Source organism: Pseudarthrobacter sp. NIBRBAC000502771 (assembly GCF_006517215.1).
Lineage (GTDB): Bacteria > Actinomycetota > Actinomycetes > Actinomycetales > Micrococcaceae > Arthrobacter > Arthrobacter niigatensis.
The window spans coordinates 625,183-650,888 of the sequence record NZ_CP041187.1 but is presented as its reverse complement, the minus strand read 5'-3'; the positions used below and the strand labels follow the sequence as shown (position 1 = coordinate 650,888).

The window sequence follows — 25,706 nt, the reverse complement described above, 5'->3', positions numbered from 1 at the left end:
GAATGCCCGGCCGGCCGGCGGGACTACGCCCCGGCCGGGACCCCGCGGTGGGAGTGGGGGTCGGTGCCGTCATGGGTGTCGAACGGCAGCTCGTCCAGGTTGATCAGCGGGTTCTCGTCCTGGGTGGCCACCAGTTCCTTCGCCTCGGCCTGGGTGTCGACGCTGGGCATCGATCCCGGGAGCGGGCGGTTGGCGGATTCCTTCAGGAAGTAGATGGCGATGGCACCGGCCAGGGACGTGGCCATCAGGTAGTAGGCGGGCATCATGTCGTTGCCGGTGGCGCCGATCAGCGCAGCCACGATGAACGGGGTAGTGCCGCCGAAGATGGCTACCGCGAAGTTGTAGGCGATGCCCATGGCACCGTACCGGCTGGACGTGGGGAACTGGGCCGGCAGTGCCGAGGCCAGGTTGGCCACGTAGAAGGTCACGGGGAACGCAATGAGCGCCAGTCCGGCAAGGGTGGACCAGATCTGTCCAATACCGATCAGCATGAAGGCCGGAATGGCCAGGACGATGGTGCTGACCGCGCCGATCCAGAGCACGGGCCGGCGGCCGATCCGGTCGGAGAGCTTGCCGGTCAGCGGGATGCAGAGGCTCATGACCACCAGGACGGGGATGGTCAGCAGCGTGCCGTGAACTTCGTCGTAGCCCTTGGAGTCCGTCAGGTACGTGGGCATGTAGGACGTCAGCGCGTAACCTGCCGTGTTGGCGGCGGCAACAACCACCATGGCGACGATGATGGGGCGCCAGTGGGCCTTGATGATACCGACGGGGCCCTTGGCCTGTGCGGTCTCACCTTCGGACGCGGTCCGGGCATGCTCTTCCTGGGCATCAAGGGTGGCCTGGAACTGCGGCGATTCCTCGATCTTGCTCCGGAAGTACACGGCGATGATGCCCAGCGGGCCGGCCACGAGGAACGGGATGCGCCATCCCCACTCCTCCATGGTGCCCTGGCCCAGGGTCAGTTGCAGGACTGATACCAGGGCGGCGCCGATGGCGAAGCCCAGGTAGCTGCCCAGGTCCAGGAAGCTGGCAAAGAAGCCGCGGCGTTTGTCGGCTGCATATTCACTGACGAACGTGGTGGCGCCGGCGTACTCGCCGCCGGTGGAGAAGCCCTGGATGACCTTGAGGAGGACCAGGAGCGCCGCAGCCCAGAGGCCGATCTGGGCGTATCCGGGCAGGAGGCCGACGGCGAACGTGCTGGCCGCCATGATCATCAGCGTGGTGGCCAGGATCTTTTGGCGGCCGATCTTGTCGCCCAGCCAGCCGAAGATCACGCCGCCCAGCGGACGGGCGATGAAGGTGGCGGCAAAGGTTCCCAGCAGGAACAGCGTCTGGGTGGTGGGATCGGATTCGGGGAGGAAGACCGGGCCCATAGTGGTGATGAGGTAGCCGAAAACGCCTACGTCGTACCATTCCATGGTGTTGCCAACGATGGTTCCGCCGAGTGCCTTTTTCAGCATCGGCTGGTCAACCACGTTGACATCGGATTCCTTAAGCCGGCGCCGCGGCAGCAGCCTGGGCTTCTTGGCAGCCGCGGGGGCTGCCGGGTCGGTTCCGCGGGCGTTCCCAACGCCGGCTGGAGAGTGGATACTGCTTCGGTCTGTGGGCATTTGGGCAACTCCTGTGGAGGTCATTTGCTTGCGACTTGTAGCTGCCCCGCTCCGGGCAGGCCTTCAATTTTACGGGAAATCAGTACCGTTAGCTCGCCGGATGGCCTAGGATACGCCCGTTTGAACCCCTGGATCGGGGGGTGATCCGAAGATTTTTCCGGCGGTTTTCCCGCGTGATCATTGGGAAGCAGGCTGACGAAGCGGATTGTTACCGAATTTTTTCGTCTACGGCCGGTTCCGGGGCTGTTTTGGCCGGTGATGCCGCACTAAAAGTGACCGCCGCCACCGTCCGTGGAGGGGGTTCACAGGAGCCTTTGACGTGCCTATGGTAGAGCGATGAACACACTTCTTTCCGGGCGGTAGTCCACGCGCGCCCGGGCGCTTTGGTTGGCGTTTCGTTTCAAGGAAGAACGAGGGAAAGAAGGAAAGTAGACCATGGAAGAATCCAGCCAGTTCCACATCAAGCCTGAGGTCGCGGACCACCTTGCCGCAGCCATGGACGCACCTGTGGCCCCCGGACCCGCAGCAACCGGGGCGGGCATCCCCTTGGCAGGGCAGGGCGGTTGGCCGGACGGCTACGGGAAGCGGCAGCACCCGAAGGACCGCAACGCGGGGCATGGGCGGATGGGCCACGAGGCCGCCGTGGTGGCGGTCCACCGGACCGGCCGGCCGCAGATGCCGCACTCCTCGTAGGCGACACCTGGAACCACTCTCGACACGCAAATTACCTGGCGCCCCCGAAATTTGGCGGCGCCAGGTAATTTGCGCGTCGTCGACCATGTTGCGTGTCGAAAAACGGTTGCCCCGCGCGATTCCCAGGTGCCGGGTCAGCTTTCCCGCACCACGTCCGACGGGTCCTTGTCCACGCGCCAGCCCCGCCAGCGAGGATGCCGAAGCCTGCCGGGCCCCGTCCATTCGCTGTAGGTTACTTCGCCTACCAGCTCCGGTGACACCCAGTGGGCATCGGCGGAATCCGGGCGGGGCACGTCGTGGAAGGGCGACGTCTTCCGGCCAAGTCGTTCCACCGTCTGCCGCAGTTCCGTAAGCTCCCGGCTGCTGAAACCAGAACCCACGCGGCCCACGTACTGCAGCTTGCCGCCGTCGGGAATTCCCACCAGCAGCGACCCCACGGTGTCCTGGCGGCCGCCCTTTCCCGGCCGCCAGCCACCCACCACCACCTCCTGGGTTTGCTCCGTCTTGAGCTTGATCCAGGTCCTGGTCCGCTGCCCGCTCACGTAGCGGCTGTCCGTCCGCTTGGCCATCACCCCTTCAAGGCCAAGCTCCCGGGCGCTGTCGAGGAGGAGGTCCACGGATTCCTCGAGGACCATGGACAGGTCCACCGGGCAGCCGGAGGGCGCAAAAAAGTCCTCCAGCCGCTGCCTCCGTGTGCTGAGGGGCAGCCGCCGGAGGTCCTCTCCGTTGTGGAACAGGAGATCGAACAGCATCAGCTGGACCGGGATGGCCGTACGGGCTTTGGCGACGTCGGCCGCCCGGGTGAGTTTCATCCGCCCCTGCAGCAGGCCAAAGTCAGGCCTTCCGCCAGGCCCGACGGCGATAATCTCACCATCAGCCACGAACGGCTGCTCCGGCCAGCAGGCCCGGTCCGTGAACTCGGGGTAGGTCCTGGTGACATCATTGCCGTTGCGGGAGAAGATCCGGATCTTTTCGGTGTCCGCTACCAGAAGGGCCCGGACACCGTCCCACTTGAGCTCGTACTGCCACGCACTTCCCTGAAGGTCTGCCGCCGTCCCGGCGGTAGCCATCATAGGTGCGTAATCCAGGGGGTCCGCGGACGCGCTGATGGCTGGTGCCGGGGCAACGGCAGGCTCTTTTCCGCTGGTGTCCCGGGACGGTTCCTGTGCCGCCGGAGCCGCATGCCGCCGTCGTCCACCCTGCTTTTCCTGGTCCATCAGGTGGATGAGCCACTGGCCGCCGTCGTCCGTGCCCTGGCCGCGTCCGGTGTGGATGAGCGCCACTTTCTTCCTGCCGCCCAGGCCGCCGCCTTCGGATCCGTCCAGCGTGACGATGACTTCCTTGCCGTTGATCCACTTGTGCAGCTGGTATGTGCCGGTGTCCCAGATAGTCATCTCACCTGCCCCGTACTGCCCCTTGGGAATGGTCCCGTGGAAGGTGAGGTAGTCCATGGGATGGTCCTCGGTCTGGACCGCCAGGTGGTTTTTGTCCCCGGCCTCGGGAATGCCTTTGGGCAGCGCCCATGACGCCAGGACGCCTTCGTGTTCCAGCCGCAGGTCCCAGTGCAGCCGGCTGGCGTGGTGCTCCTGGATGACAAAGCTGTTGCCGCCGGAGGGGATCCCCGCAAATGGTTCGGGTGTTTCCCGCGGGTCCCGCATGGAGCGGTACCTGCCCAGGCGCGGGTCGCCGTCGTGCGTGTTTTCCTGGCCGGCGGCACCTGCCGCAGCGTTGACGACGGCGGCGAACGGGTCCTTGCCGTCGCTCACCCGGCGCAGCACCTCCTGGTAGTCCAGGTGCTTGAGCTTCGGCGACTGGATTTCCCGCCACGTCCGCGGGGCTGCCACCATGGGCGTAGGCCTGCCGCGCAGCGAGTAGGGGACCACGGTGGTTTTCGCGGCATTGTTCTGGCTCCAGTCCACCAGCACCTTGCCTTTTCGCAGGGTTTTCTTCATGTCGCTGACGGCAAGGTCCGGGTGGTCCGCTTCAAGGGCGCGTGCCAGTTCCCGGGCAAAGGCGGAGATCTGTTCCGAGGTCTGGGTCCCGTCCAGCGCCGCGTAGAGGTGGATGCCCTTGCTGCCGCTGGTGACCGGCACCGGGTCCAGCCCCACATCCTCCAGGATGGCCCGCGCCAGCAGGGCCACCTCCCGGCATTCCGGCAGTCCGGCGCCCTCTCCCGGGTCCAGGTCCAGCACCAGCCGGTCCGGGTTGAGCTGGTTGCCGTGCGAATCCACCCGCCACTGGGGCACATGGATTTCGAGCGAATTGATCTGGCCGAACCACGTCAGCGTTGCGGCGTCATTGACCAGCGGGTAATGGATGGTCCGGTCCTTGTGGGTAATCGCCGCCCGCGGCAACCAGCCGGGCGCCGAATCCTCCAGGTCCTTCTGGAAGAACACCTCGCCGGGTTTGTCCGCGGTGCCCACTCCGTTGACCCACCGCTTGCGGGTGGCCGGACGGTTGGCCGCGGCCGGGATCAGGACGTGGGCCACCGCGGCATAGTAGGCCAGCACGTCGGCCTTGGTGGTGCCGGTCTCCGGATAGATGATTTTGTCCAGGTTGGTGAGCGTTAATTCGCGTCCCGCCACCCGGACACGTTCCCTACTGCCGGCCACGGGTCTTCACCTCCGGCCCGCACTGATGTTGACTGTATGAATGAGAGCCATCTGGAAAGGTGCCATCGCGTTCGGGCTGGTCAACGTGCCCGTGAAGGTCTACAGCGCCACTGAAGATCATGACATCAGTCTGCACCAGGTCCACAACGCCGACGGCGGCAGGATCCGTTACCAGCGCCGGTGCGAGGTCTGCGGGGAGGTGGTGGACTACTCGGACATCGAGAAGGCGTTCGAGGAGGACGGCCGCACGGTGGTGCTGTCCAAGGACGAGCTCAAGTCCATTCCCGCCGAGAACAGCCACGAAATCGAGGTGGTGCAGTTCGTGCCATCCGAGCAGCTCGAACCCATGATGTTCGAGAAGAGCTATTACCTGGAGCCCGATTCCAAGTCGCCCAAGGCCTACGTGCTGCTCCGGCGGGCCCTGGAGGACACGGACCGGGTGGCCATTGTCCAGTTTGCGCTGCGGGAGAAGACGCGGCTGGGTGCCCTGCGGATCAAGGACGATGTGCTGGTGCTGCAGTCCCTGCTCTGGCCGGATGAGGTTCGCCAGGCAAGCTTCCCGTCACTGGAGGCGGACATCAGGATTTCCGCGCAGGAACGTGACATGTCCGCGGCCCTGGTGGAATCCATGGCTGCCGACTTCGAGCCCGGGTCCTTCACCGACGAGTACCAGGTGCAGCTCCGCCAACTGATCGAGGCCAAGCTGGAACAGGGCGAATCGCTGGATACGGAGGAGACTTTCGGCGTCGAGGCCGGCGAGGGGGGCAAGGGCGAGGTCATCGACCTCATGGAGGCCCTCAAACGCAGCCTGGACCGAAAGCGCGGCGGTGGCGGGGCCGCCTCGGCTGATGGCGCGTCCGACGACGGGGCGGACGCCGGGGACGAAGAGGCTGGGCCCGCCAAACCGGCACGCAGGACCTCCGGCACCAAGGCGGCCGCGTCCAGGACGGCGGCCGTGAAAACCGGGACGGACGACGCAAAACCTGCCCGGTCATCTGCCAAATCGACCTCCGCTTCCGCCAAGTCCACGGCATCGAAGTCTGTTGCGGCCAAGTCAACGGCGTCCAAGTCCGCCGGAGGGAAATCGACGGGCACCAAAACGTCCGGGACGAAGGACGCAGCCAAGCCCGCCGCCAAGACCACCAGGGCCCGCAAGCCGGCGTGACCGGCTGCGCTGGACGGGGTTGCCTGCCGCCCGGCAACAGCGCCTTTACAGCAGCCTTCATCGCGTCCACAATGAGTCGCATCACGGCCTCCGCTGTGCCAACAGCGTGCTGTCACCGATGAACCGGACACGTAGAGGGGCACGGACATGAGCCAGCAGACCGATGCAGTGGAGGCGGACCGGGAGCTAAAGAAAAATCACCGGGCCATGTGGGCGTCGGGGGACTACCCCGCCCTGGCGGACGAGATGCTCCTGGAACTGGGAGCCGTCCTGGTGGAGGCCTGCGGCATCAGATCGCGCCAACGTGTCCTTGACGTAGCGGCAGGAACCGGCAACGCGGCCATCCCGGCAGCCATGATGGGCGCCAAAGTGGTGGCCAGCGACCTCACCCCGGAGCTTTTCGAGGCGGGGCGGCGGGAAGCGGCCAACCGGGGCGTCAGCCTGGAGTGGCAGGAAGGGGATGCCGAGGCCCTGCCGTTCGGCGATGCGGAATTCGACGCTGTGATGTCCTGCATCGGCGTCATGTTCGCGCCGCACCACCAGGCGGCGGCCGACGAGCTGCTCCGGGTGTGCAAACCGGGAGGGTCCATAGGGCTGCTGTGTTGGACGCCGGAAGGATTCATCGGGCAGATGTTCGCCGTCCTGAAGCCGTTCGCTCCGCCGCCCCCGCCGGGCGCGCTTCCGGCCACGCTGTGGGGGAGCGAAGAGCACGTCCGGGAACTGCTGGGCGGGAGGATCACGGACGTCCGCACCCGCAAGCAGAACCTTGCCGTCAGGAGCTTCCACCAGCCCGGGGACTTCGTCAGGTACTTCAAGTCGCACTACGGACCCATCATCTCCGTGTACAAGTCGCTCGCCGAGGACCAGGAAAAGGTCAAGGCCCTGGACAAGGCCCTGACCGACCTTGCCGATTCCTTCGGTGATGCTCACGGCGATTCCCCGTTCCAGATGGAGTGGGAGTACCTGCTCTTCACGGCAAGAAAGGCTGCAGCATGACCGAAAACCATGTAGCAACGTCCGTCACCACCATCGACGCCGCGCCGGAGCGTGTGTGGGAGGTGATCACCGACCCCGCCGCCGTGAAGGAGTTCATGTTCGGGGCCACCCTGCACACTGACTGGAGGGTTGGCAGCCCCATCACCTGGGAGGGTGAGTGGGAGGGGAAGCCCTTCCAGGACAAGGGCAGGATCCTGGCGGTCGAGCCGGGCCGGAAACTGGTGTACACCCACTTCAGCCCGTTGTCCGGCCAGGCGGACCAGCCGGAGAACTACCACACGCTCGAATGGACGCTGGAGGACCAGGACGGTGCCACAAAGCTTTCGCTGTCGCAGGACAACAACCCCAGCGAGGAAGCTGCCGCGCACTCCAAGGGCATGTGGGACAAGCTCGTGGCGGACGTAAAGGCGCTCGCCGAGCGCGGCTGACCCACGCCGCCCCGCTGGGGTGTTCAAGGCTTAAAGCCAAGCGGCCGTCGTCGGACGTTTCCCTTTCGGAGGAAAGCCCGACGGCGGCCGCTCGCGTTGCGCTGCCTGAGGCAGCATGGCTGCTACTCGGCGTCGTGGTCCGTTTCCAGGATCTGCACCAGGCGGTCCAGCGCGTCCTCCGCGCCGGCACCTTCGGCGCGGAGGACCACCACGTCGCCGTGCGAGGCGCCCAGGCTCATGAGGGACAGGATGCTGGCGGCATCCATGGCCTCATCGGCCGGCTCGCCTTCACGGGCAATGGTGATGTCCAGGTCGAATTCTCCGGCTGCCTCGGCAAAGATGGCGGCCGGGCGGGCGTGCAGGCCCACGCGGCTGGCAACGGTTGCGGTGCGTTCTGGCATTTTTGCTCCTTTAGTCTTTCGGCGTGCTGATGGTTCAGCGCCGGGAAGGTATGTGGCTAAACCGGATCAGACGGTTACGGGAACCGGTTCAACCGTATCAACGGTCTTCTTGACTGCCCAGCGCTTCAGGGCGATGACCGAGAGGGCGGTGATTACCGTACCGACGGCGATCGATACGACGAACATCAGGAAGTTGTCGATGGCGAAGAAGACGAACAGGCCGCCGTGCGGTGCCTTGGATCCGACGCCGGCAGCCATGGAGATGGCGCCGGTCACCGCGCCGCCCAGCATGCTGGCGGGGATGACGCGCAGCGGGTCTGCGGCGGCGAACGGGATGGCGCCTTCGGAGATGAAGGACGCACCCAGCAGCCAGGCTGCCTTGCCGTTCTCCTGCTCCGCCAGGCTGAAGAGCTTCTTGTTCAGGACAGTGGAAGCCAGCGCCATGGCGAGCGGCGGAACCATGCCCGAAGCCATGACGGCGGCCATGATCTGCCACGGTGCCTGGTTGTCGATGGTTGCTGCACCGAGGCCGGCGACGGCGAAGGAGTAGGCAACCTTGTTGACGGGACCGCCGAGGTCGAAGCACATCATCAGGCCCAGGATCACGCCGAGCGCAATGGCGCCGGCACCGGTCAGGCCGGACAGCCAGGCGTTCAGGCCCTTGGTGATGGCAACGATCGGGCCGCCCAGGATCAGGAACATCAGGCCGGACGCCACCAGCGATGCCAACAGCGGGATGATCACCACGGGCATCAGGCCACGCAGCCAGCGGGCTACCTGCAGGCGTCCCACCACGTGGGCGATGTAACCGGCGAGCAGGCCGCCGACGATGCCGCCGAGGAAGCCGGCTCCCATGAATCCGGCCACGGCACCGGCGACGAAGCCGGGGGCGATGCCCGGGCGGTCAGCGATTGCATAGGCGATGTAGCCGGCAAGTGCAGGGACCAGGAACCCGAGTGACAGGGCGCCGATCTTGAACAGCACCGCACCCAGGTAGGCGCCCAGCGGACCCCACGCGTTGTCCGGGAACTCGGTGGGCAGGTTGAACAGGCTGTTCTGGACCACGATGTTGTCCGCGTACTTGGTGATCAGGTAGCCGCCCATGAGGAAGCCGAGGGCGATCAGGAGGCCGCCACCTGCCACGAACGGGATCATGTAGCTGACGCCGGTGAGCAGGGCCTTCTTGAGCTTCTGGCCGATGTGCTCGCCCTTCTCCTCAGCCTCGTGCTCGGCCTGCTCCTCCGCGCCGAAGTGCGGGACGCGGCGGGCGTGGGGGTTGTCGGCTGCGGCGAGTGCTTCCTGGACCATCTTGTCCGGCTCGTCGATGCCGCGCTTCACGGGGGCGTTGATGACGGGCTTGCCGGCGAAGCGTTCCTTTCCGCGTACGTCAACGTCCACGGCGAAGATCACGGCGTCGGCGGCCGCGATGACGGCGGGGTCCAGTGCCTTGGCGCCGGAGGATCCCTGGGTTTCCACCTGCAGGTCGACGCCCACTTCCTTGGCGGCTGCCACCAGGGAGTCGGCCGCCATGTAGGTGTGGGCGATGCCGGTGGGGCATGCGGTCACGGCCACGAGGCGCTTGGGTCCGCGGCCTGCGGAAGCTGCCGGGGCACCTGAATGGGCGCTGCCGGCGGCGGCACCAACAGCTGCGCCGGCGCCCACGGGCACTGCGTCAGCCGGGGCAGCTGCAGCGTGCGCGGCAGGCTTGTCCGCCAGTGCGCCCTCCACGAGCTCCACGATCTCCGCCTCGGAGGAGGCGTTGCGGAGGGCCGCGGTGAAGTCCTTCTTGATGAGGGAACGGGCCAGCTTGGAGAGCAGCTTGAGGTGCTCCTGGTCCGCCCCGTCCGGAGCGGCGATGAAGAACACCAGGTCAGCGGGCCCGTCCTTGGCGCCGAAGTCCACCTTCGGATTCAGGCGGGCCATGGCCAAGGTGGGCACTGTGACGGCGGCGGAGCGGCAGTGCGGGATGGCGATGCCGCCGGGGATGCCCGTGGCGGTCTTCTGCTCGCGGGCGAACGCATCGGCGAAGAGGCCTTCGACTTCTGATGCGCGTCCGGTGGCAGCTACCTTGCTTGCCAGATGCCGGATCACCGTCTCGGGGGCGTTGCCCAGGTTCTGGTCGAGCTCGACCAGGTCCGTGGTGATGAGCTGGGTCACTGTCAATCCTTTCGAAGGGCCGTGATGGTCACGGCATCCGGGGTGGTTTGGTTTACTGCCGGAACAGTGGAACCCGGCAGCGAGGCAGCGGCGGCACCGTGGGCCACCGCCTGGCGAAGGCAGTCGGCGGGGGCGGCGCCCCGGCCGTGGGCAAGCAGGTAGCCGGCCAGCGCGGAGTCGCCCGCGCCCACCGTGCTGACTGCGGCGACCGGCGGATGCGTGGCCAACCACGCGCCGTCGGCCGTGACGAGGACAGCTCCCTTGGAACCGAGAGTGGCCAGCACAGCACCCACACCGGAACGTACGACGGCGGCTGCGGCGGCTGCGGCAGCCGTTGGGTCCGCTTCCAGTTCGTCACCGGATGCCGGGGGGAAGCCGGCAGCTGCGGCCAGCTCAGCCAGTTCCTCGGCGTTGGGCTTCAGGAGGTCCGGCATGCCCTCCGCCCCGCCGGTGAGGGCGGCAGCGAGGGGCGGTCCGGACGAGTCGACGGCGATGCGCGGGGCGGCGCCGTCGGCGGAGGAACGCAGGCGCTGGGCCACCGTCGCGTAGAAGTCTGCGGGGAATCCGGGCGGCAGCGAGCCGGCCAGGACCACCCAGCCGGCACCGCGGGAGCTTTCCACCAGGAGCTTGAGGAGGGCTTCCTGCTGGTTCCCATCCAGCGCAGGGCCGGGCTCGTTGATCTTGGTGGTTACGCCGCCGGGCTCGGTGAGCGCCACGTTGGTGCGCAGCGGCTCGTCGATGGGAAGCGAAACGAAGGGTACCGCGCTTTCGCGCAGGCCGGCCAGGACGGGGTCGCTGTCCGCGCCGGGGAGGACGGCCAGGGATTCCAGTCCGGAGGCCACCAGGGCACGGGAGACGTTGACGCCCTTGCCGCCGGACTCCTGCCGGACGGAGACGGCCCGCTGGACCTCGCCGCGTTCCAGCGGGCCGGGGAGGGCTACGGTGCGGTCAAGGCTGGGGTTGGCCGTGAAGGTGACGATCATGCGACCACCACATCAACGCCGGCCTCTTCCAGGGCTGCTGCGAGTTCAGGTCCGGGTTCACTGTCTGTAATCAAGGTGTCCAGATCTTTCAGGGAGGCGAACTGGACCAGGGTTTCCGTGTCCAGCTTGGAGGAGTCGGCCAGCACCACAATGCGGCGTGCCGACTGGACGAAGGCTGCCTTCACGGCGGCTTCTTCAGGATCGGGAGTGCTGACGCCGAAGGTGGCGTGGATGCCGTTGGTCCCGATGAACGCGATATCAGGGCGGATCCGGGCGGCGGCGTTGACCGTTGCCTGCCCTACGGCCACCTGGGTGAGTCCGCGGACCCGGCCGCCCAGGATCTGCAGGGCAACACCGGGAACGTTGGAGAGTTTGCTGGCAATGGGTACAGCGTGGGTGATGACCACCAGTTCGTGCCGGGGGCCCGTTCCCTCGGAAGGCTCGACGGCGGCGCGGCGGGCGAGCAGGTCGGCAAGCACCTCTGTGGTGGTTCCGCCGTCCATCAGGACGCTGGCGGATGAGTTCCGGGGTATGAGGGCGAGTGCTGCCTCGGCGATGCGGACCTTCTGGTCCGGCCGCTGGATGGCCCGTTCGGTGACGCTTTCTTCCGTGGTGCTGAAGCGGTCCGCCGCGACGGCTCCGCCGTGGACGCGGCGCACCGTGCCGGCGTTTTCCAGGGCGGCGAGGTCCCTGCGCACCGTTTCGGTGGTGATACGGAAGCGCTCAGCCAGCAGGGTCACGCTGACCCGGCCGCTGCCGGCGACAAGCTCGGCAATCTGTTGCTGGCGCTCTTCGGCGAACACGTACCCTCCGTTGCGTAGGTCCTGCTGGGTGCCCGCCTCTTCCGTTCCCGGCTTCGGCATGACTGGCATCACATTGATGTTGAGTTACTTGACTTTATCTTTGGTTCTGTTGGTTTGTCAATGGAAACCAACATGAAACAAGATCCGGTGTGGAATCTTTGCGGGGGCATGGAAAAGCCGGGCTGGACACGTGGTGGTCCAGCCCGGCTTTTCGGGTTCATCAGTGGTGGCCCGGATCCCGTTCCCGGTGGCGGCGTCGTTAGATACCGCCGTCCCGGCTCTCGTGGCGGGTGATGCGTTCGCCCGTGTTGGGATCGATGACGGAACGCGATTCGCTGACCCGGCGGCTGCGGCCGGGGGAGGCGAGGATCAGCGATGCGATCAGTCCGATCACGCCCACGGCCATCAGGATGTATCCCACCAGTTGCTGGTCCACAAAGGGGATCAGTCCGGGGGCTACCGCCCAGGCAAGGATGGCGCCGAGGGCGATGAGGAAGATTGATGAGCCGATTCTCATGACTTGCTCCTTATGGCCGCGGCCTGCGCGGCGCTGGTAGGGCGATACGGGAGGGTGGTGCGTACACTGCCAAAAGCTAAGCCTGCTGTCTGTCAAGCGTCACGCTACCGTCCGGTCGTTGCGGATTCAATGATCCGGGCGGGGCGTCGGCTTCCGCGTGGTTAGGCTTGACCAGTGGAAACAGTTGTGTGGTCCAGGCCGGAAGGCCAGCGAGCCGGCACTCCCTTGCTGGTGATGATGCACGGTTACGGCACGGATGAGTCGCGGATGGTGCGCCTGTTCGAATACTTGCCACAGGAGTTCACCTTCGCCGCGCTGCGGGCCCCTATGCCCATCGGTGACCACTGGGGCTGGTTCCTGCTCGACTACTTCCTGGCAAACGATTTCGCTGATGTCATCTCCGCAGCAACTGCGGTCCGGACCTGGATCAACGGAGTGAGGGACCAGCACAGCAGCGTCACCCTGATGGGGTATTCGCAGGGCATGGCCATGGCCAGCACGCTCCTGCGGCTGCACCCGGACGACTACAAAGCGGTTGTGGGACTGTCCGGCTTCGTGCTCAACAACGAGCTCCTGTCCGCGATGGACTCCTTCGACACCAAGCCTCCGTTCTTCTGGGGGCGGGACAAGGCGGACCTGGTGATCAACGAAGACGCCGTTGCCTACACCGCCGGGTGGCTTGAAGAGAACACGCTGTTGACGGCCCGGACCTACCCGGGCATGGGGCACGCCATGTCCAAGGCCGAAATGGTGGACGTCAGCGCCTTCCTGCGCCACTACGTGCTGCGCTGACTGTGTGACTGCCCCATCGGTGGGTACGAAAAAACAGTTGCCAGCGAAATTTGCAAGCGCTTACACTCGTCTACGGCCATGATCGGTCCTGCAGTGGGCGGACAAGGAAGTGATGCTGCGCGCATGAGGCGCAGCAGTACCTTCCTTAAGGCTGTCCCGGCAGGGCCGGCTGTCCACGAACCGAAAGGACACCGCACTGCCGATGACTCTGGAAACTGCAGCCAAGCCCGCCGACTGGACCGGCGCGGCGGCAATCCTGTTTGACCTGGACGGGGTCCTGACCCCGACGGCCACCGTCCACGAGCGTGCTTGGCAGGAATTGTTCGACGGCTACCTTGCCTCGCACCCGGAGGTTCCCGGGTACCGGGAAAGCGACTACTTTGACCATATCGACGGCAAACCCCGCTTTGACGGAGTCCGTGACTTCCTGGCTTCGCGGGGGATCACGCTGCCGGAAGGCCCCCTTGACGACGATCCGGCAAACGAGACCGTCCATGGCCTGGGCAACCGCAAGAACGCCGTCTTCAATGACATCGTGAGCGCCGGCGTCGAACCGTTCGAAGGCTCGGTGCGCTTCCTCGAAGCCGCGCTTGCCCGCGGACTCAAGGTCGCCGTCGTCTCCTCATCCCGCAATGCCCCCGCCGTCCTGGAAGCCGCCGGCCTCAGCCGCCACTTCCCGGTCGTGGTGGACGGCGTGGTGGCCGCGGAGCAGGGGCTGCCCGGCAAGCCGAGCCCCGCCACGTACGAGTACGCAGCCAAACTGCTGGACCTCTCCAGTCCGGAGTGCGTGGTGGTGGAGGACGCAGTGTCAGGGGTCCAGGCCGGACGCGCGGGCTCCTTCCACTCCGTCATCGGCGTGGACCGGGGCGCGGGCCGCCAGACGCTCCTCGACGCCGGCGCCACCCTGGTGGTCAACGACCTCCAGGAACTCATCCCCTAAAATCCGCAGGACCCCCGTTGCCTTCCCCGGGGCAACACCGCTGCTTCCCCGGCAGCGCCCATCCCAGTACCGCCCTTCCCCCGAATACTTCGTGCCGGCCAGTCCGGCACCACAGCAAGGCCAAAAGGACCCCCAACCATGGCACTGATTTCCGCGGACCGCGACCGGTTCCCCGATACTCCCTGGCAGATCGTCGAAACGCGCTACGAAGCCGATGCAGCGGGAACCCTGGAGACCCTGTTTGCCCTGGGCAACGGGCACCTGGGCATCCGGGGCGCCCACTGGGCAGTGGCCGATGCCGAACTGCCGGGCAGCTTCATCAATGGCCTGCACGAGATCTGGGACATCAAGCACGCCGAAAATGCCTTTGGCTTTGCCCGGACGGGGCAGCGCATCCTCTACATCCCCGACGCCAACAACTTCGCGGTGGTGGTGGACGGCGAAAGCCTGACCCTCGCCGAATCGGAGGTGCAGGAATACCGGCGCAGCGTCGACTTCTCCACCGGGACCTACGAGTGCCGCATCACGTGGCAGTGCCGGTCCGGCGCCACGGTGACCACCACCGAACGCCGCGCCGTTGGTTATGAGTCCCGCGGCAGCCTGGGCATCTCGCTGGAGGTGGCCGCGGACCGGCAAATCTCCCTGGACGTCACCTCTGCCGTGATCAACCGCCAGGACCAGCCGGTGGAAGACCACTCCGTGCACGATCCCCGCCGGGCCGGACGCCACGCCGGCAGGGTGCTGCTCCCTGTGCGGCTCGACGGCGGCGACGGGTCGCTGCGTTTGTCCTGGGAAGCGGCTGAATCCAAGCAGCGCGTTGGCCTGGCAGTGGACCACTGGACCTCCGCCGGGCAGCAGCCCTTTGAAACCGTGGTGGACCAGGACCACAGCACTGTCCGGTACGTCCTGGCGGTTGGTGGCGGCGAGCCGTTCCGGCTGGAGAAGAGCGTCAGCTACGTGGCCGGGCGCAGCATCCAGGACCCGGACGTGGATGCGGCCGCGGTGGCTGAGGAGGCCCTCAGCCCGGTGGACAGCATCTTTGCCGAGAGCATGGCCCACTACCGCGCCTACTGGGCTACCTCCGACATCGTGGTGGAGGGCGGCCGGCCCGGGCTGCAGCAGGCCATCCGCTGGAACCTGTTCCAGCTTGCCCAGGCCACGGCGCGTGCCGATGTTGCCGGTATCCCCGCCAAGGGCGTGACGGGCTCAGGCTATGAGGGGCACTACTTCTGGGACCAGGAGGTGTACCTGCTGCCGTACCTCACCTACACCAACCCCGACGGAGCCCGGCAGGTCCTCGAGTTCCGCCACGGCATGCTTCCCGAGGCCAGGATACGGGCGAAGGAACTGAGTGTGGACGGCGCCCTCTTCCCGTGGCGCACCATCAACGGGCTCGAGGCCAGCGCCTACTACGCGGCCGGTACCGCACAGTTCCACATCGCCGCCGCCATAGCCTTCGCCACCAACAGGTACCTCTGGGCTACCGGGGATGCCGCGTTCCGGGACGGCATGGGTGCGGAACTGCTGATCGAGACGGCCCGCATGTGGATCTCCCTGGGCTTCTTTGGCAAGGACGGGCTCTTCCATATCCACGGCGTCACCGGCCCTGATGAGTACACGGCCGTGGTGAACGACAACCTGTACACCAACGTCATGGCCCGCTTCAACCTGCGTGCTGCCGCGGCGCTCGAGCATGCCGGCATCACCCAGGAGGAGCGCCAGCTGTGGGAGGCTGCCGCCAACCGCATGCAACTGCCGTTCGATGACCGGATGCAGGTGCACTCGCAGGACAACGACTTCATGACCCTGGAAGCATGGGACTGGACCACGCCCCGGTCGAAGTATCCGCTGCTCCTGCACTTCCACCCGCTGGTGATCTACCGGCACCAGGTCCTGAAGCAGGCAGACACCGTCCTGGCCATGTTCCTGCAGTGGCAGGACTTCACCGCAGGTGAAAAGCAGCGGGCCTTCGACTTCTACGACCCCATCACCACCGGTGACTCAACGCTTTCCGCCTGCGTCCAGGGGATCATGGCGGCAGAAGTGGGCTATTCGAGGGAGGCGCTGGAGCACTTCACCAGTGCCGCGTTCATCGACCTGGATGACACGCATGGCAATACGATCGACGGCGTGCACATCGCCTCCAGCGGGGGAGTGTGGAGTTCGCTGGTATGCGGGTTCGCGGGCATGCGGGACCAAGGCCCGGTCCCGTACTTCGATCCCCGCCTGCCCGCGGAGTGGGAAGGGCTGGCCTTCCACCTGAAGATCCGGGGCCGCCTGCTGTTGGTCCAGCTCGCCTCCGGATCCATCACCTTGACGGTCCAGGACGGCGGCCCGCTGGAGGTGGATGTCCGCGGCCGGCGGGTGACGGTGGGCAACACGCCCGTGCAGCTGCCGTTGGAGCCAGTCGCAGAGCCGGAACCCACGGTGTTCCCCAGCGGGCTGCCGACGGCGAGTATCCCCGTGGTGGGCGGCAACAGCTGAGCGGGTTGCCCCGCAGCGCCCCGGGAGCCTTGCGGGGCCGTGCTGACTTTCCTGCCGACGTCCGGCCTGGTGCCCCCCAAAACAGCACCAGGCCGGCCCGCCGTCATTCAGCCGGCGAGGAGGGTGGCGGCTTCCTGGCGGGTGGTGCCGGAGTCCTGGATGCCTTCTGCGATGTGGGCGAGTTCGGCGGGGATGTCGCGGCCTTTTTTGCGCATGGCGGTGGCCCAGAGGCGGCCGGCGCGGTAGGAGGAGCGGACCAGGGGTCCGGACATGACGCCGAGGAAGCCGATTTCTTCGGCTTCGTGCTGGAGGTCCACGAATTCCTGGGGTTTGACCCAGCGGTCCACGGGCAGGTGCCGTTCGGAGGGGCGGAGGTATTGGGTGATGGTGATCAGGTCGCAGCCGGCCTGGTGGAGGTCGCGGAGGGCTTCGCTGATTTCTTCGCGGGTTTCGCCCATGCCCAGGATGAGGTTGGATTTGGTGACCATGCCCAGGTTCCGGCCCTGGGTGATGACGTCCAGGGAGCGTTCGTAGCGGAACGCGGGGCGGATCCGTTTGAAGATCCGGGGGACGGTTTCGACGTTGTGGGCGAAGACTTCGGGGGCGGAGTCGCAGATCGCCTTGATGTGGTCGGGGTTGCCGGAGAAGTCGGGGATGAGCAGTTCGACGCCGGTGCCGGGGTTCAGTTCGTGGATCTTGCGGACGGTTTCGGCGTAGAGCCAGACGCCTTCGTCTTCGAGGTCGTCGCGGGCCACGCCGGTGACGGTGGCGTAGCGCAGCTGCATGGATTGGACGGAGCGGGCCACCTTGGTGGGTTCGAACATGTCCACGGGGGAGGGTTTGCCGGTGTCGATCTGGCAGAAGTCGCAGCGGCGGGTGCATTCGGAGCCGCCGATCAGGAAGGTCGCTTCCTTGTCTTCCCAGCATTCGAAGATGTTGGGGCAGCCGGCTTCTTCGCAGACGGTGTGCAGGCCTTCTTTTTTGACCAGGTTCTTCAGTCCGACGAACTCGGGGCCCATCTGGACCTTGGCCTTGATCCACTCCGGCTTGCGTTCCACCGGGACCGCAGCGTTGCGCTGCTCGATCCGCAGCATCTTCCGGCCTTCAGGTGCCAGGGTCATGATCGTGTTTCCTTTGTCTTCTGGGGGAGTCGGAGTGTGCCGGGCGTCAGCATTCGACGACGTTGACGGCGAGGCCGCCCATGGCGGTTTCCTTGTATTTGTCGCTCATGTCCTTGCCGGTTTCGCGCATGGTGATGATGACTTCGTCGAGGGAGACGCGGTGGGTGCCGTCGCCCCAGAGCGCCATTTTCGCGGCGTTGATCGCTTTCGCGGCCGCGATCGCGTTCCGTTCGATGCAGGGGACCTGGACCAGCCCGCCGATCGGGTCACAGGTCAGGCCCAGGTTGTGTTCCATCGCGATTTCCGCGGCGTTCTCCACCTGGGCGGGGGTGCCGCCCATGACTTCGGCCAGGCCCGCGGCGGCCATCGAGGACGCGGAGCCGACCTCGCCCTGGCAGCCGACCTCGGCCCCGGAGATCGAGGCCTGTTCCTTGTAAAGCACCCCCACGGCGCCGGCCGCGAGCAGGAACCGCACCACCACATCATCCCGGTCCGCCTGGGTTGCCTGGTCCATGCCCGGGGCGAAATGCAGGGCGTAGAACAACACCGCGGGGATGATCCCGGCCGCCCCGTTCGTGGGCGCGGTGACCACCCGGCCGCCGGAGGCGTTTTCCTCGTTCACGGCCAACGCCACCAAGTTAACCCACTCCTGCCAGTACCGTGGGTCGTAGTGGTCCTGCCCGTCCTGGCCGGTGTCTTCGGGGCGGGCGGTTTCCTTCTTCAACCGCTCGTACCAGTCAGGGGCGCGGCGGCGGACCTTCAACCCGCCCGGCAGCACCCCTTCGCGTTTGAGTGAGGTCTGCACGCAGTTCTCCATCACGGACCAGATGTGCAGCAGCCCGGCACGGATCTCCTCCCCGGAGCGGGAGGCCAACTCGTTCGTGGACATCACGTCGGCGATGCCCAGCCCGGTCACCGCGCAGTGCGCCAACAACTCCGCCGCGGTCCGGAACGGCAGCGGCAGCCCGTCCTTGGACGCGTCCAGTTCCTGCTGCGCCGCGTCCTCCTCCCCCTCCCGGACGATGAACCCGCCACCGACCGAGAAGAACGTCGCCGCGTGCACCACCGAACCCTGCGCGTCGGTGACCGTGAACGTCATCCCGTTCGTGTGCCGCGGCAGCACCGTCAACGGCCGCAACACCATGTCCTTCACCCCATACGGCAGCGCCACCGACCCGGCCAGGTTCAGGACCCCGGTCTCCGCGATCGAGGCCAGCCGCTCCTCGACCTCTTCGGGCAGGATCAACTCCGGATGGAACCCCTCCAAGCCCAGCAGGACCGCCGTCATCGTCCCATGCCCGTGCCCCGTCGCTGCCAACGACCCATACAAATCCACCCGCAACCCCGCCACCCCAGCCAGCTTCCCCGAGGCCTTCAACTCCTCAGCGAACACAGCAGCAGCCCGCATCGGCCCCACAGTATGCGAAGACGACGGGCCAATCCCGATCGAAAAAAGATCAAAGACTCCGACTGCCATAACTAAATCCTTATTGAAACTGTGGTTCGGTTGGTGTGGCCGGGCTGGGGTGGAGCGGGCAGGACATCCTCTGCGTGCTCGGTCGCGAAGACGCCCGCTAAGCGGACGTGACGCTCCCTTAGACGCACGCTGCCGGATGCCCCGCCCACTCCGAGGGTCTGTCACCAAGGCGACATGCCCACGAGGGGACGGCGGAGCCGGACTTTTCGAAAGCCTGCGTCAAAGCGACGAAGGAGCAGCAGGCGTGAAAATGTCCGGTCCGCCGGGCCCGTTAGCGATCACGATCCCTTAGGACAGGGGTGCCACGCCCGGGTAGAGCGGGTGGGCTGCTGCGAGTGCTTCGACGCGGTGACGGAGCCCCGAAAGGTCCGCGTCGGCGTCGGCAATCAAGGCCTCGGCGATGATGTCGGCTACCTCGCGGAAGGCAGCCTCACCGAAGCCACGGGTGGCCAGGGCGGGGGTGCCGATGCGCAGGCCCGATGTCACCATCGGCGGACGCGGATCAAACGGGACCGCGTTGCGGTTGACCGTGATGTCGATCGCGGCGAGGCGGTCTTCCGCCTGCTGGCCGTCGAGTTCGCAGTTGCGCAGGTCCACCAGGACCAGGTGCACGTCCGTCCCGCCGGACACCACGCTGATGCCCTTTGCCGTGACGTCCGGCTGGACCAGGCGCTCGGCGAGGATGGATGCGCCGAGCAGGACGCGTTCCTGCCTCTCCTTGAACTCGGGGGACGCTGCGATCTTGAATGCCACGGCCTTGCCGGCAATGACGTGCTCCAGCGGGCCGCCCTGCTGGCCGGGGAAGACAGCCGAGTTGATCTTCTTGGCGATGTCGGCGTCGTTGGAGAGGATGATGCCGCCGCGCGGACCGGCGAGGGTCTTGTGCGTGGTGGACGTTACTACGTGGGCGTGCGGCACCGGTGACGGGTGCAGCCCTGCGGCCACCAGCCCGGCGAAGTGCGCCATGTCCACCATGAGGTAGGCGCCCACGGAGTCGGCGATCCGGCGGAACTCGGCAAAGTCCAGCTGGCGGGCATAGGCCGACCAGCCGGCAACGATGAGCTGCGGCTTCGTTTCCAGCGCCAGCCGTTCCACTTCTGCCATGTCGATCGTGTGGGTGTCTTCGCGGACCTGGTACGGGACCACGTTGTAGAGCTTGCCGGAAAAGTTGATCCGCATGCCGTGGGTCAGGTGGCCGCCGTGGGCCAGGTTCAGGCCCATGATGGTGTCGCCGGGCTTGATCAGCGCGTGCATCACCGAGGCGTTGGCCTGGGCGCCGGAGTGCGGCTGCACGTTGGCGAACCCGGCACCGAAGAGCGCCTTGACCCGGTCGATGGCGAGCTGCTCAGTGACGTCCACGTGCTCGCAGCCACCGTAGTAGCGCTTGCCCGGGTAGCCTTCGGCGTACTTGTTGGTCAGGACGGAGCCCTGCGCCTGCATCACGGCCACGGCGGTGTGGTTCTCCGAGGCGATCATTTCCAGGCCCTCACGCTGGCGGCCCAATTCGTCGTCGATCTTGGCGGCGATTTCGGGGTCCAACGCGGACAGGTCCGCGTTGAGGCTCGGGGAGACTACCTGCTCGAACACTGCGGTGTCAGCGGGGGCACTCACAGTTCGCCGCCGTTCGCTTCGGCGTATTCCTCTGCGGACAGCAGCGGGCCCTCTTCGGTGACGGTGACCTTGAAGAGCCAGCCGGCGCCGTACGGATCGTTGTTGATCACGGCAGGGTCGCTGACGACGTCGTCGTTGACTTCCGTGACCTCGCCCGTGACAGGGGAGTACAGGTCCGAGACGGACTTGGTGGACTCGATCTCGCCACAGGTCTCGCCGGCCGTCACGGTGGAGCCAACCTCGGGCAGGTCCACGTAGACGATGTCGCCCAGTGCTTCGGCGGCAACAGCGGACACGCCAACCACGGACGGACCGGAGCCGTCAGCGGCGATCCATTCGTGCTCGGCGGAATACTTCAGTTCGGCGGCAACTTTAGCCATGGTGTTTTTCCTTAAGTTTGGGGTTCAAGAGTGGGGAAGCGCGAAGCTACTTTTGGCGCTTGTAGAACGGCAGGGCGACAACCTCGAAGGGCTCGGCCTTGCCGCGCAGGTCCACGTCCAGTGCGGTGCCCAGCCCGGCGTGCTCGACGTCGACGTAGGCCAGTGCTACAGGGTAGCCCAGGGTGGGGCTGGGCTGGCCGGAGGTCACCTCGCCCACCACGTTGCCGTCCTTGAGGACCGGGTAGCCACCACGGCCCGCGCGCCGGCCGAGGCCCTTCAGGCCGACGAGCTTGCGCTTGGAGCCGGACTCCTTGGCTGCCTCGAGTGCGGCCCGTCCCACGAAGTCGCCTTCCTTGGACTTGAGCGCAACGACGGGGCCAAGGCCGGCGTCGAACGGTGAACGCTCCAGGGACAGCTCATTGCCATAGAGCGGCATGCCGGCCTCGAGGCGGAGTGAGTCGCGGGACGCAAGACCGCACGGGATGATGCCGAACTCTTCGCCGGCCTGGGCCACGGACTCCCACAGGGAAGCGGCGCCTTCATTGGGCAGGAAGAGCTCAAAGCCGTCTTCGCCGGTGTAGCCCGTCCGGGCCAGGATGACGTCCTGGCCGGCGATGGTCAGCTCGTTGAACGCGTAGTACTTCAGGCCGGTGACCAGGGCGTGCTGGGATTCATCCGTGAGCTTGAGCAGGATGGCCTCGGCGTTGCGTCCCTGGACTGCGACGAGGGAGGTGGCCGACGAAGCGTCCTCCACCTTGACGTCGAAGTTAACTGCCCGTTCCGCGAGGGCTGCCGCCACGGTGGGGGCGTTGCCGGCGTTGGGGACCACCAGGTATTTTTCGTCGCCGAAACGGTAGGTGATGAGGTCATCGATGATGCCGCCGTCCTCGTTGCAGATCAGCGAGTACTTGGCCTTGCCATCCGCGATGGCGGACAACTTGCCCACCAGGGCGTAATCCAGGAAGGCGCCGGCTTCGGGGCCGGTGACCCAGACTTCGCCCATGTGGGAGAGATCGAACAGGCCCGCAGCTTTGCGGACGGCGTGGTGCTCGGCCAGTTCGGAGCTGTACTTGAGCGGCATCTGCCAGCCGCCGAAGTCGGTGAAGGAAGCTCCCAGCTTCTTGTGCTCTTCGTAGAGAGCCGTGTAGTTCTCAGTCATTGGGGGATCCTTAGTTTTCGAACTCGGACAGCGGCGGGCAGGAGCAGATCAGGTTCCGGTCTCCACCGGCACCGTCGATCCGGCCCACCGGCGGGAAGTACTTGTCCTGCTTGAGGTGGTGGACGGGGAAGACAGCCTGTTCGCGGCTGTACTGACGGGTCCATTCGGAGTTCACGACGGCGGACGCGGTGTGGGGTGCGTTGCGCAGCGGGGAGTCCTGCACAGAGAAGTCGCCGTTGGCCACCTGGTCAATTTCCTTGCGGATGGTGATCATGGCCTCGATGAAGCGGTCGATCTCGGCCAGGTCCTCGGACTCGGTGGGCTCCACCATCAGCGTGCCGGCCACCGGGAACGCCAGGGTGGGGGCGTGGAAACCGTAGTCGATGAGGCGCTTGGCCACATCCTCCGCGGTGACACCGGTCCTGGCCGTGAGTTCGCGCAGGTCCAGGATGCATTCGTGCGCCACGAGGCCACCTTCGCCGGTGTAGAGGACCGGGAAGTAGTCGTTCAGGCGCACGGCGACGTAGTTCGCAGCGAGCAATGCTGCCTTGGTGGCCTGGGTCAGGCCTTCCCCGCCCATGAGCTTCACGTAGGCCCAGGAGATCGGAAGGACTCCGGCGGAGCCGAAGTTCGAGGCGCTGATTGCCACGCCGTGGCCTTCTTCATGCGCTGCCTTGTTCGCGTCGCCGGGCATAAACGGTGCCAGGTGGGCCTTCGCCGCGACCGGCCCGACGCCGGGTCCCCCGCCGCCGTGCGGGATGCAGAAGGTCTTGTGCAGGTTCAGGTGGGACACATCCCCGCCGAACTTGCCCGGCTGGGCCAGGCCCACCAGGGCGTTCAGGTTGGCGCCGTCAACGTAGACCTGGCCGCCGGCAGCATGGACGGCCTCGCAGATCTCAGTCACGTCCGCATCGTAGACGCCGTGGGTGGACGGGTAGGTGATCATGATGGCCGAGAGGACGTCTTTGTTCGCCTCGATCTTTGCGTACAGGTCCTCGTGGTCAATCGTTCCATCCGCAGCCGTGGCAACGACGACGACCTTCATGCCGGCCAGGACGGCGGAGGCGGCGTTGGTGCCGTGGGCCGAGGCCGGGATCAGGCAAACGTTGCGCTGGGTGTCGCCGTTCGCGCGGTGGTAGCCGCGGATGGCCAGCAGGCCGGCCAGCTCGCCCTGGGACCCGGCGTTGGGCTGGAGGGACACCTGGTCGTAGCCGGTGATTTCCGCCAAGTCGGCTTCCAGGCCACTGATCAGTTCACGCCAGCCTTCGGTCTGGGAGTCCGGGGCGAAGGGGTGGATGGAGGCGAACTCCGGCCAGGAGATGGCTTCCATCTCGGCGGTGGCGTTCAGCTTCATGGTGCACGAGCCCAGCGGGATCATGGTGCGGTCCAGCGCGAGGTCCCGGTCAGAGAGCTTGCGGATGTAGCGCAGCAGCTGGGTTTCGGACCGGTGGGTGTTGAACACCGGGTGCTGCATGTACTCGGAGGTGCGGAGCACCTCTGCGGGCAGTTCGAAGCCCTCGGCGTCCACCACGGGGCCGGCACCGAAGGCGACGGCGATCGCGGACAGGATTTCCGGCGTCGTGGTTTCATCCACGGACACGCCGATGGTGTCGGCATCAATATGCCGCAGGTTGATCCCGCGTGCTTCAGCAGCGGTGATGACCTTGGCGGCCTTGCCGGGAACGGAGACCGTGACTGTGTCGAAGAACGTCTCAGTGGCCAGTTCCCGGCCTGCGACCTTGAGGGTGGTGGCCAGGGCGCGGGCGTTGTTGTGGACGCGCTCGGCGATGGCCTTCAGTCCGTCCGGGCCGTGGTAGACGGCGTAGAAGGAGGACACGATGGCCAGCAGGGCCTGCGCGGTGCAGATGTTGGACGTGGCCTTTTCGCGGCGGATGTGCTGCTCGCGCGTCTGCAGCGCCAGGCGGTAGGCCGGGAGGCCGGCGTCGTCCTTGGACACGCCCACCAGGCGGCCGGGCATGGAACGCTCCAGGCCCTTGGCCACGGCCATGTAGGCGGCGTGCGGGCCGCCGAAGAACAGCGGCACCCCGAAACGCTGGGTGGAGCCGACGGCGATGTCGGCGCCCTGCTCGCCCGGAGGCGTGATCAGGGTCAGTGCCAGCAGGTCGGCGGCGACGGTAACCAGTGCACCGCGCTGCTTCGCCTCGGCGATCACGCCTGCGTGGTTGAAGACGCGGCCGGAGACGCCGGGTTGCTGGAGCACGATCCCGTTGATGGCACCTTCAGGGAGTCCCTTGGACAGGTCGGCAACCTCAACCTCGAAGCCGAGCGCCTCGGCGCGGCCTTTGACGATGGCGATGGTCTGGGGCAGGACGTCGGCGTCCAGGACGGTCTTGCCGTCGCGGGCGTCCTTGTTTTTGTTGGCGCGGCGCATCATCAGCACGGCCTCGGCCACGGCGGTGGCTTCGTCCAGCAGGGAGGCGTTGGCGATGGGCAGGCCCACCAGGTCCTGGACCATGGTCTGGAAGTTCAGGAGTGCCTCGAGCCGGCCCTGGGAAATTTCGGGCTGGTACGGGGTGTAGGCGGTGTACCAGGCCGGGGCCTCGAGGATGTTCCGGCGGATCACGGCAGGGGTGATGGTGTCGTAGTAGCCCTGGCCGATCATCTGGACCGCGGTCTTGTTCTTGGCGGCCAGCCGGCGCAATTCAGCAAGCACCTCAACCTCGCTGAGGGCGCCCTTGAGCGCGAGCGGCTTGGACTGGCGGATCGAATTGGGGACGGCGATGTCCACAAGGCCGTCAACGCTGTCGTAGCCAACGGCCTTGAGCATGGTGTCCACGTCAGCCTGGCGGCGTGCACCGATGTGCCGGTCCGCAAAGACAGACGGTTGGGATTGAATCGTCATGAGGAACTCCAGGATTGGCCGGCCACGGGTGGCTCGGCATGGATCGGGTCCCTCCCCGCTCTGTATTGGACCTGAGAGATTCCGCAAACCCAGCCAGGGCCTGCTTGCACCGTCGGTGAGTACTGCCGGAGCAGCACTGCTTTCCAGAGTCGCCTCGCCGTGACGGTACATGGGCCTGAGAGATTCCTGGGGAGGATTTGCTCCTACGGCGCCTGCCCGGTGATGGCCGGGAGAACTCTCCCGCCACAGCTCGAAAGGCTTATTGAAATGTGGGTGATTCGGCTCACAAGTTACAGGATGGCGGCACGGGGAGCAAATCGGTCCGTCATGAAGCACGCAGGCGGGACCGTTACGCAGATGCTGTCATGGCGGGCTTGACTTTTGTTCGTGACCGACGCCACACTGAACCCCGTGATCCGGCCGGGCAGCGGAACTGGCCCAAAGAACGCTGGGCGCTCCGTCGCCGGCTGTGATTGCCGGAGGCCCAAAAATGCGCCGTGCGGCTTGAAGT

The 25,706-nt window shown here is 66.3% G+C and carries 20 protein-coding genes and 1 riboswitch; of the genes, 7 read left to right on the top strand and 13 right to left on the bottom strand.

Going from position 1 to position 25,706, the window contains the following annotated elements:
• Positions 1 to 23: 23 nt before the first annotated feature.
• Positions 24 to 1,613, bottom strand: coding sequence for an MFS transporter (locus tag NIBR502771_RS03095; protein ID WP_141158424.1), 1,590 nt, complete (start codon positions 1,611 to 1,613; stop codon positions 24 to 26).
• Positions 1,614 to 2,048: 435 nt separating this feature from the next.
• Here NIBR502771_RS03095 and NIBR502771_RS03090 point away from each other — a divergent pair, with 435 nt between their 5' ends.
• Positions 2,049 to 2,306 carry a hypothetical protein gene (locus tag NIBR502771_RS03090; RefSeq protein WP_141158423.1) on the top strand — a complete coding sequence of 86 codons (258 nt, stop codon included), beginning with the start codon at positions 2,049 to 2,051 and terminating at the stop codon, positions 2,304 to 2,306.
• Positions 2,307 to 2,440: 134 nt separating this feature from the next.
• Here the strand turns inward: NIBR502771_RS03090 and NIBR502771_RS03085 are convergent, their stop codons facing one another.
• Positions 2,441 to 4,918: an ATP-dependent DNA ligase gene (locus NIBR502771_RS03085; protein ID WP_141158422.1), complete on the bottom strand. Its 2,478-nt coding sequence runs from the start codon at positions 4,916 to 4,918 to the stop codon at positions 2,441 to 2,443.
• Between the two features lie 40 nt (positions 4,919 to 4,958).
• Between NIBR502771_RS03085 and NIBR502771_RS03080 the strand changes: the two genes are divergently transcribed.
• From NIBR502771_RS03080 to NIBR502771_RS03070, 3 genes are all read left to right on the top strand, one after another.
• The gene (locus NIBR502771_RS03080; protein ID WP_141158421.1) at positions 4,959 to 6,083 is read left to right on the top strand and encodes a Ku protein; all 1,125 of its coding nucleotides are present in this window, start codon (positions 4,959 to 4,961) and stop codon (positions 6,081 to 6,083) included.
• A gap of 147 nt (positions 6,084 to 6,230) precedes the next feature.
• A complete protein-coding gene (locus NIBR502771_RS03075; RefSeq protein WP_141158420.1) occupies positions 6,231 to 7,079 on the top strand; it encodes a class I SAM-dependent methyltransferase in 849 nt (282 codons plus the stop codon).
• A complete protein-coding gene (locus NIBR502771_RS03070) occupies positions 7,076 to 7,507 on the top strand; it encodes an SRPBCC domain-containing protein (protein WP_141158419.1) in 432 nt (143 codons plus the stop codon). The genes NIBR502771_RS03075 and NIBR502771_RS03070 overlap by 4 nt, the downstream gene beginning before the upstream one ends.
• 122 nt (positions 7,508 to 7,629) lie before the next feature.
• On the opposite strand, the gene NIBR502771_RS03065 is transcribed toward NIBR502771_RS03070, so the two are convergent.
• The 5 genes from NIBR502771_RS03065 to NIBR502771_RS03045 form a co-directional block, all read right to left on the bottom strand.
• Positions 7,630 to 7,908, bottom strand: a complete 279-nt coding sequence (locus NIBR502771_RS03065; protein WP_141158418.1) for an HPr family phosphocarrier protein — start codon at positions 7,906 to 7,908, stop codon at positions 7,630 to 7,632.
• Between the two features lie 66 nt (positions 7,909 to 7,974).
• On the bottom strand, positions 7,975 to 10,065 hold the full coding sequence (locus NIBR502771_RS03060; RefSeq protein WP_141158417.1) for a fructose-specific PTS transporter subunit EIIC: 2,091 nt from the start codon (positions 10,063 to 10,065) through the stop codon (positions 7,975 to 7,977).
• Between the two features lie 2 nt (positions 10,066 to 10,067).
• On the bottom strand, positions 10,068 to 11,048 hold the full coding sequence (locus tag NIBR502771_RS03055; protein ID WP_141158416.1) for a 1-phosphofructokinase family hexose kinase: 981 nt from the start codon (positions 11,046 to 11,048) through the stop codon (positions 10,068 to 10,070).
• Positions 11,045 to 11,851, bottom strand: a complete 807-nt coding sequence (locus NIBR502771_RS03050; RefSeq protein WP_141161390.1) for a DeoR/GlpR family DNA-binding transcription regulator — start codon at positions 11,849 to 11,851, stop codon at positions 11,045 to 11,047. Before NIBR502771_RS03050 ends, NIBR502771_RS03055 begins: the two co-directional genes overlap by 4 nt.
• Positions 11,852 to 12,110: 259 nt before the next feature.
• A complete protein-coding gene (locus tag NIBR502771_RS03045; RefSeq protein WP_141158415.1) occupies positions 12,111 to 12,368 on the bottom strand; it encodes a DUF6458 family protein in 258 nt (85 codons plus the stop codon).
• 174 nt (positions 12,369 to 12,542) lie between these two features.
• Between NIBR502771_RS03045 and NIBR502771_RS03040 the strand changes: the two genes are divergently transcribed.
• From NIBR502771_RS03040 to NIBR502771_RS03030, 3 genes are all read left to right on the top strand, one after another.
• On the top strand, positions 12,543 to 13,160 hold the full coding sequence (locus tag NIBR502771_RS03040; protein WP_141158414.1) for an alpha/beta hydrolase: 618 nt from the start codon (positions 12,543 to 12,545) through the stop codon (positions 13,158 to 13,160).
• Positions 13,161 to 13,362: 202 nt separating this feature from the next.
• A complete protein-coding gene (locus NIBR502771_RS03035) occupies positions 13,363 to 14,100 on the top strand; it encodes an HAD family phosphatase (protein ID WP_141158413.1) in 738 nt (245 codons plus the stop codon).
• 138 nt (positions 14,101 to 14,238) lie between these two features.
• Entirely contained in the window at positions 14,239 to 16,584 is a 2,346-nt protein-coding gene (locus tag NIBR502771_RS03030) for a glycoside hydrolase family 65 protein (protein WP_141158412.1), read from the top strand.
• A 107-nt stretch (positions 16,585 to 16,691) separates the two neighbouring features.
• Here the strand turns inward: NIBR502771_RS03030 and lipA are convergent, their stop codons facing one another.
• The 6 genes from lipA to gcvP all read right to left on the bottom strand — a co-directional run bounded on the left by lipA (position 16,692) and on the right by gcvP (position 25,195).
• On the bottom strand, positions 16,692 to 17,705 hold the full coding sequence (gene lipA, locus NIBR502771_RS03025; protein WP_141158411.1) for a lipoyl synthase: 1,014 nt from the start codon (positions 17,703 to 17,705) through the stop codon (positions 16,692 to 16,694).
• Positions 17,706 to 17,751: 46 nt separating this feature from the next.
• Positions 17,752 to 19,182, bottom strand: coding sequence for an L-serine ammonia-lyase (locus NIBR502771_RS03020; RefSeq protein ID WP_141158410.1), 1,431 nt, complete (start codon positions 19,180 to 19,182; stop codon positions 17,752 to 17,754).
• Between the two features lie 288 nt (positions 19,183 to 19,470).
• Positions 19,471 to 20,793 (bottom strand): serine hydroxymethyltransferase, encoded by a 1,323-nt coding sequence (glyA, locus tag NIBR502771_RS03015; RefSeq protein WP_141158409.1) that lies wholly within the window; start codon positions 20,791 to 20,793, stop codon positions 19,471 to 19,473.
• Complete coding sequence (gene gcvH / locus NIBR502771_RS03010) at positions 20,790 to 21,173, bottom strand: glycine cleavage system protein GcvH (protein ID WP_141158408.1); 384 nt, start codon at positions 21,171 to 21,173, stop codon at positions 20,790 to 20,792. The genes glyA and gcvH overlap by 4 nt, the downstream gene beginning before the upstream one ends.
• Positions 21,174 to 21,219: 46 nt before the next feature.
• Entirely contained in the window at positions 21,220 to 22,332 is a 1,113-nt protein-coding gene (gcvT, locus tag NIBR502771_RS03005) for a glycine cleavage system aminomethyltransferase GcvT (RefSeq protein ID WP_141158407.1), read from the bottom strand.
• A gap of 10 nt (positions 22,333 to 22,342) precedes the next feature.
• Entirely contained in the window at positions 22,343 to 25,195 is a 2,853-nt protein-coding gene (gene gcvP / locus NIBR502771_RS03000) for an aminomethyl-transferring glycine dehydrogenase (RefSeq protein ID WP_141158406.1), read from the bottom strand.
• Positions 25,196 to 25,348: 153 nt separating this feature from the next.
• A riboswitch (glycine riboswitch) is annotated at positions 25,349 to 25,448 on the bottom strand.
• Positions 25,449 to 25,706 lie beyond the last annotated feature (258 nt).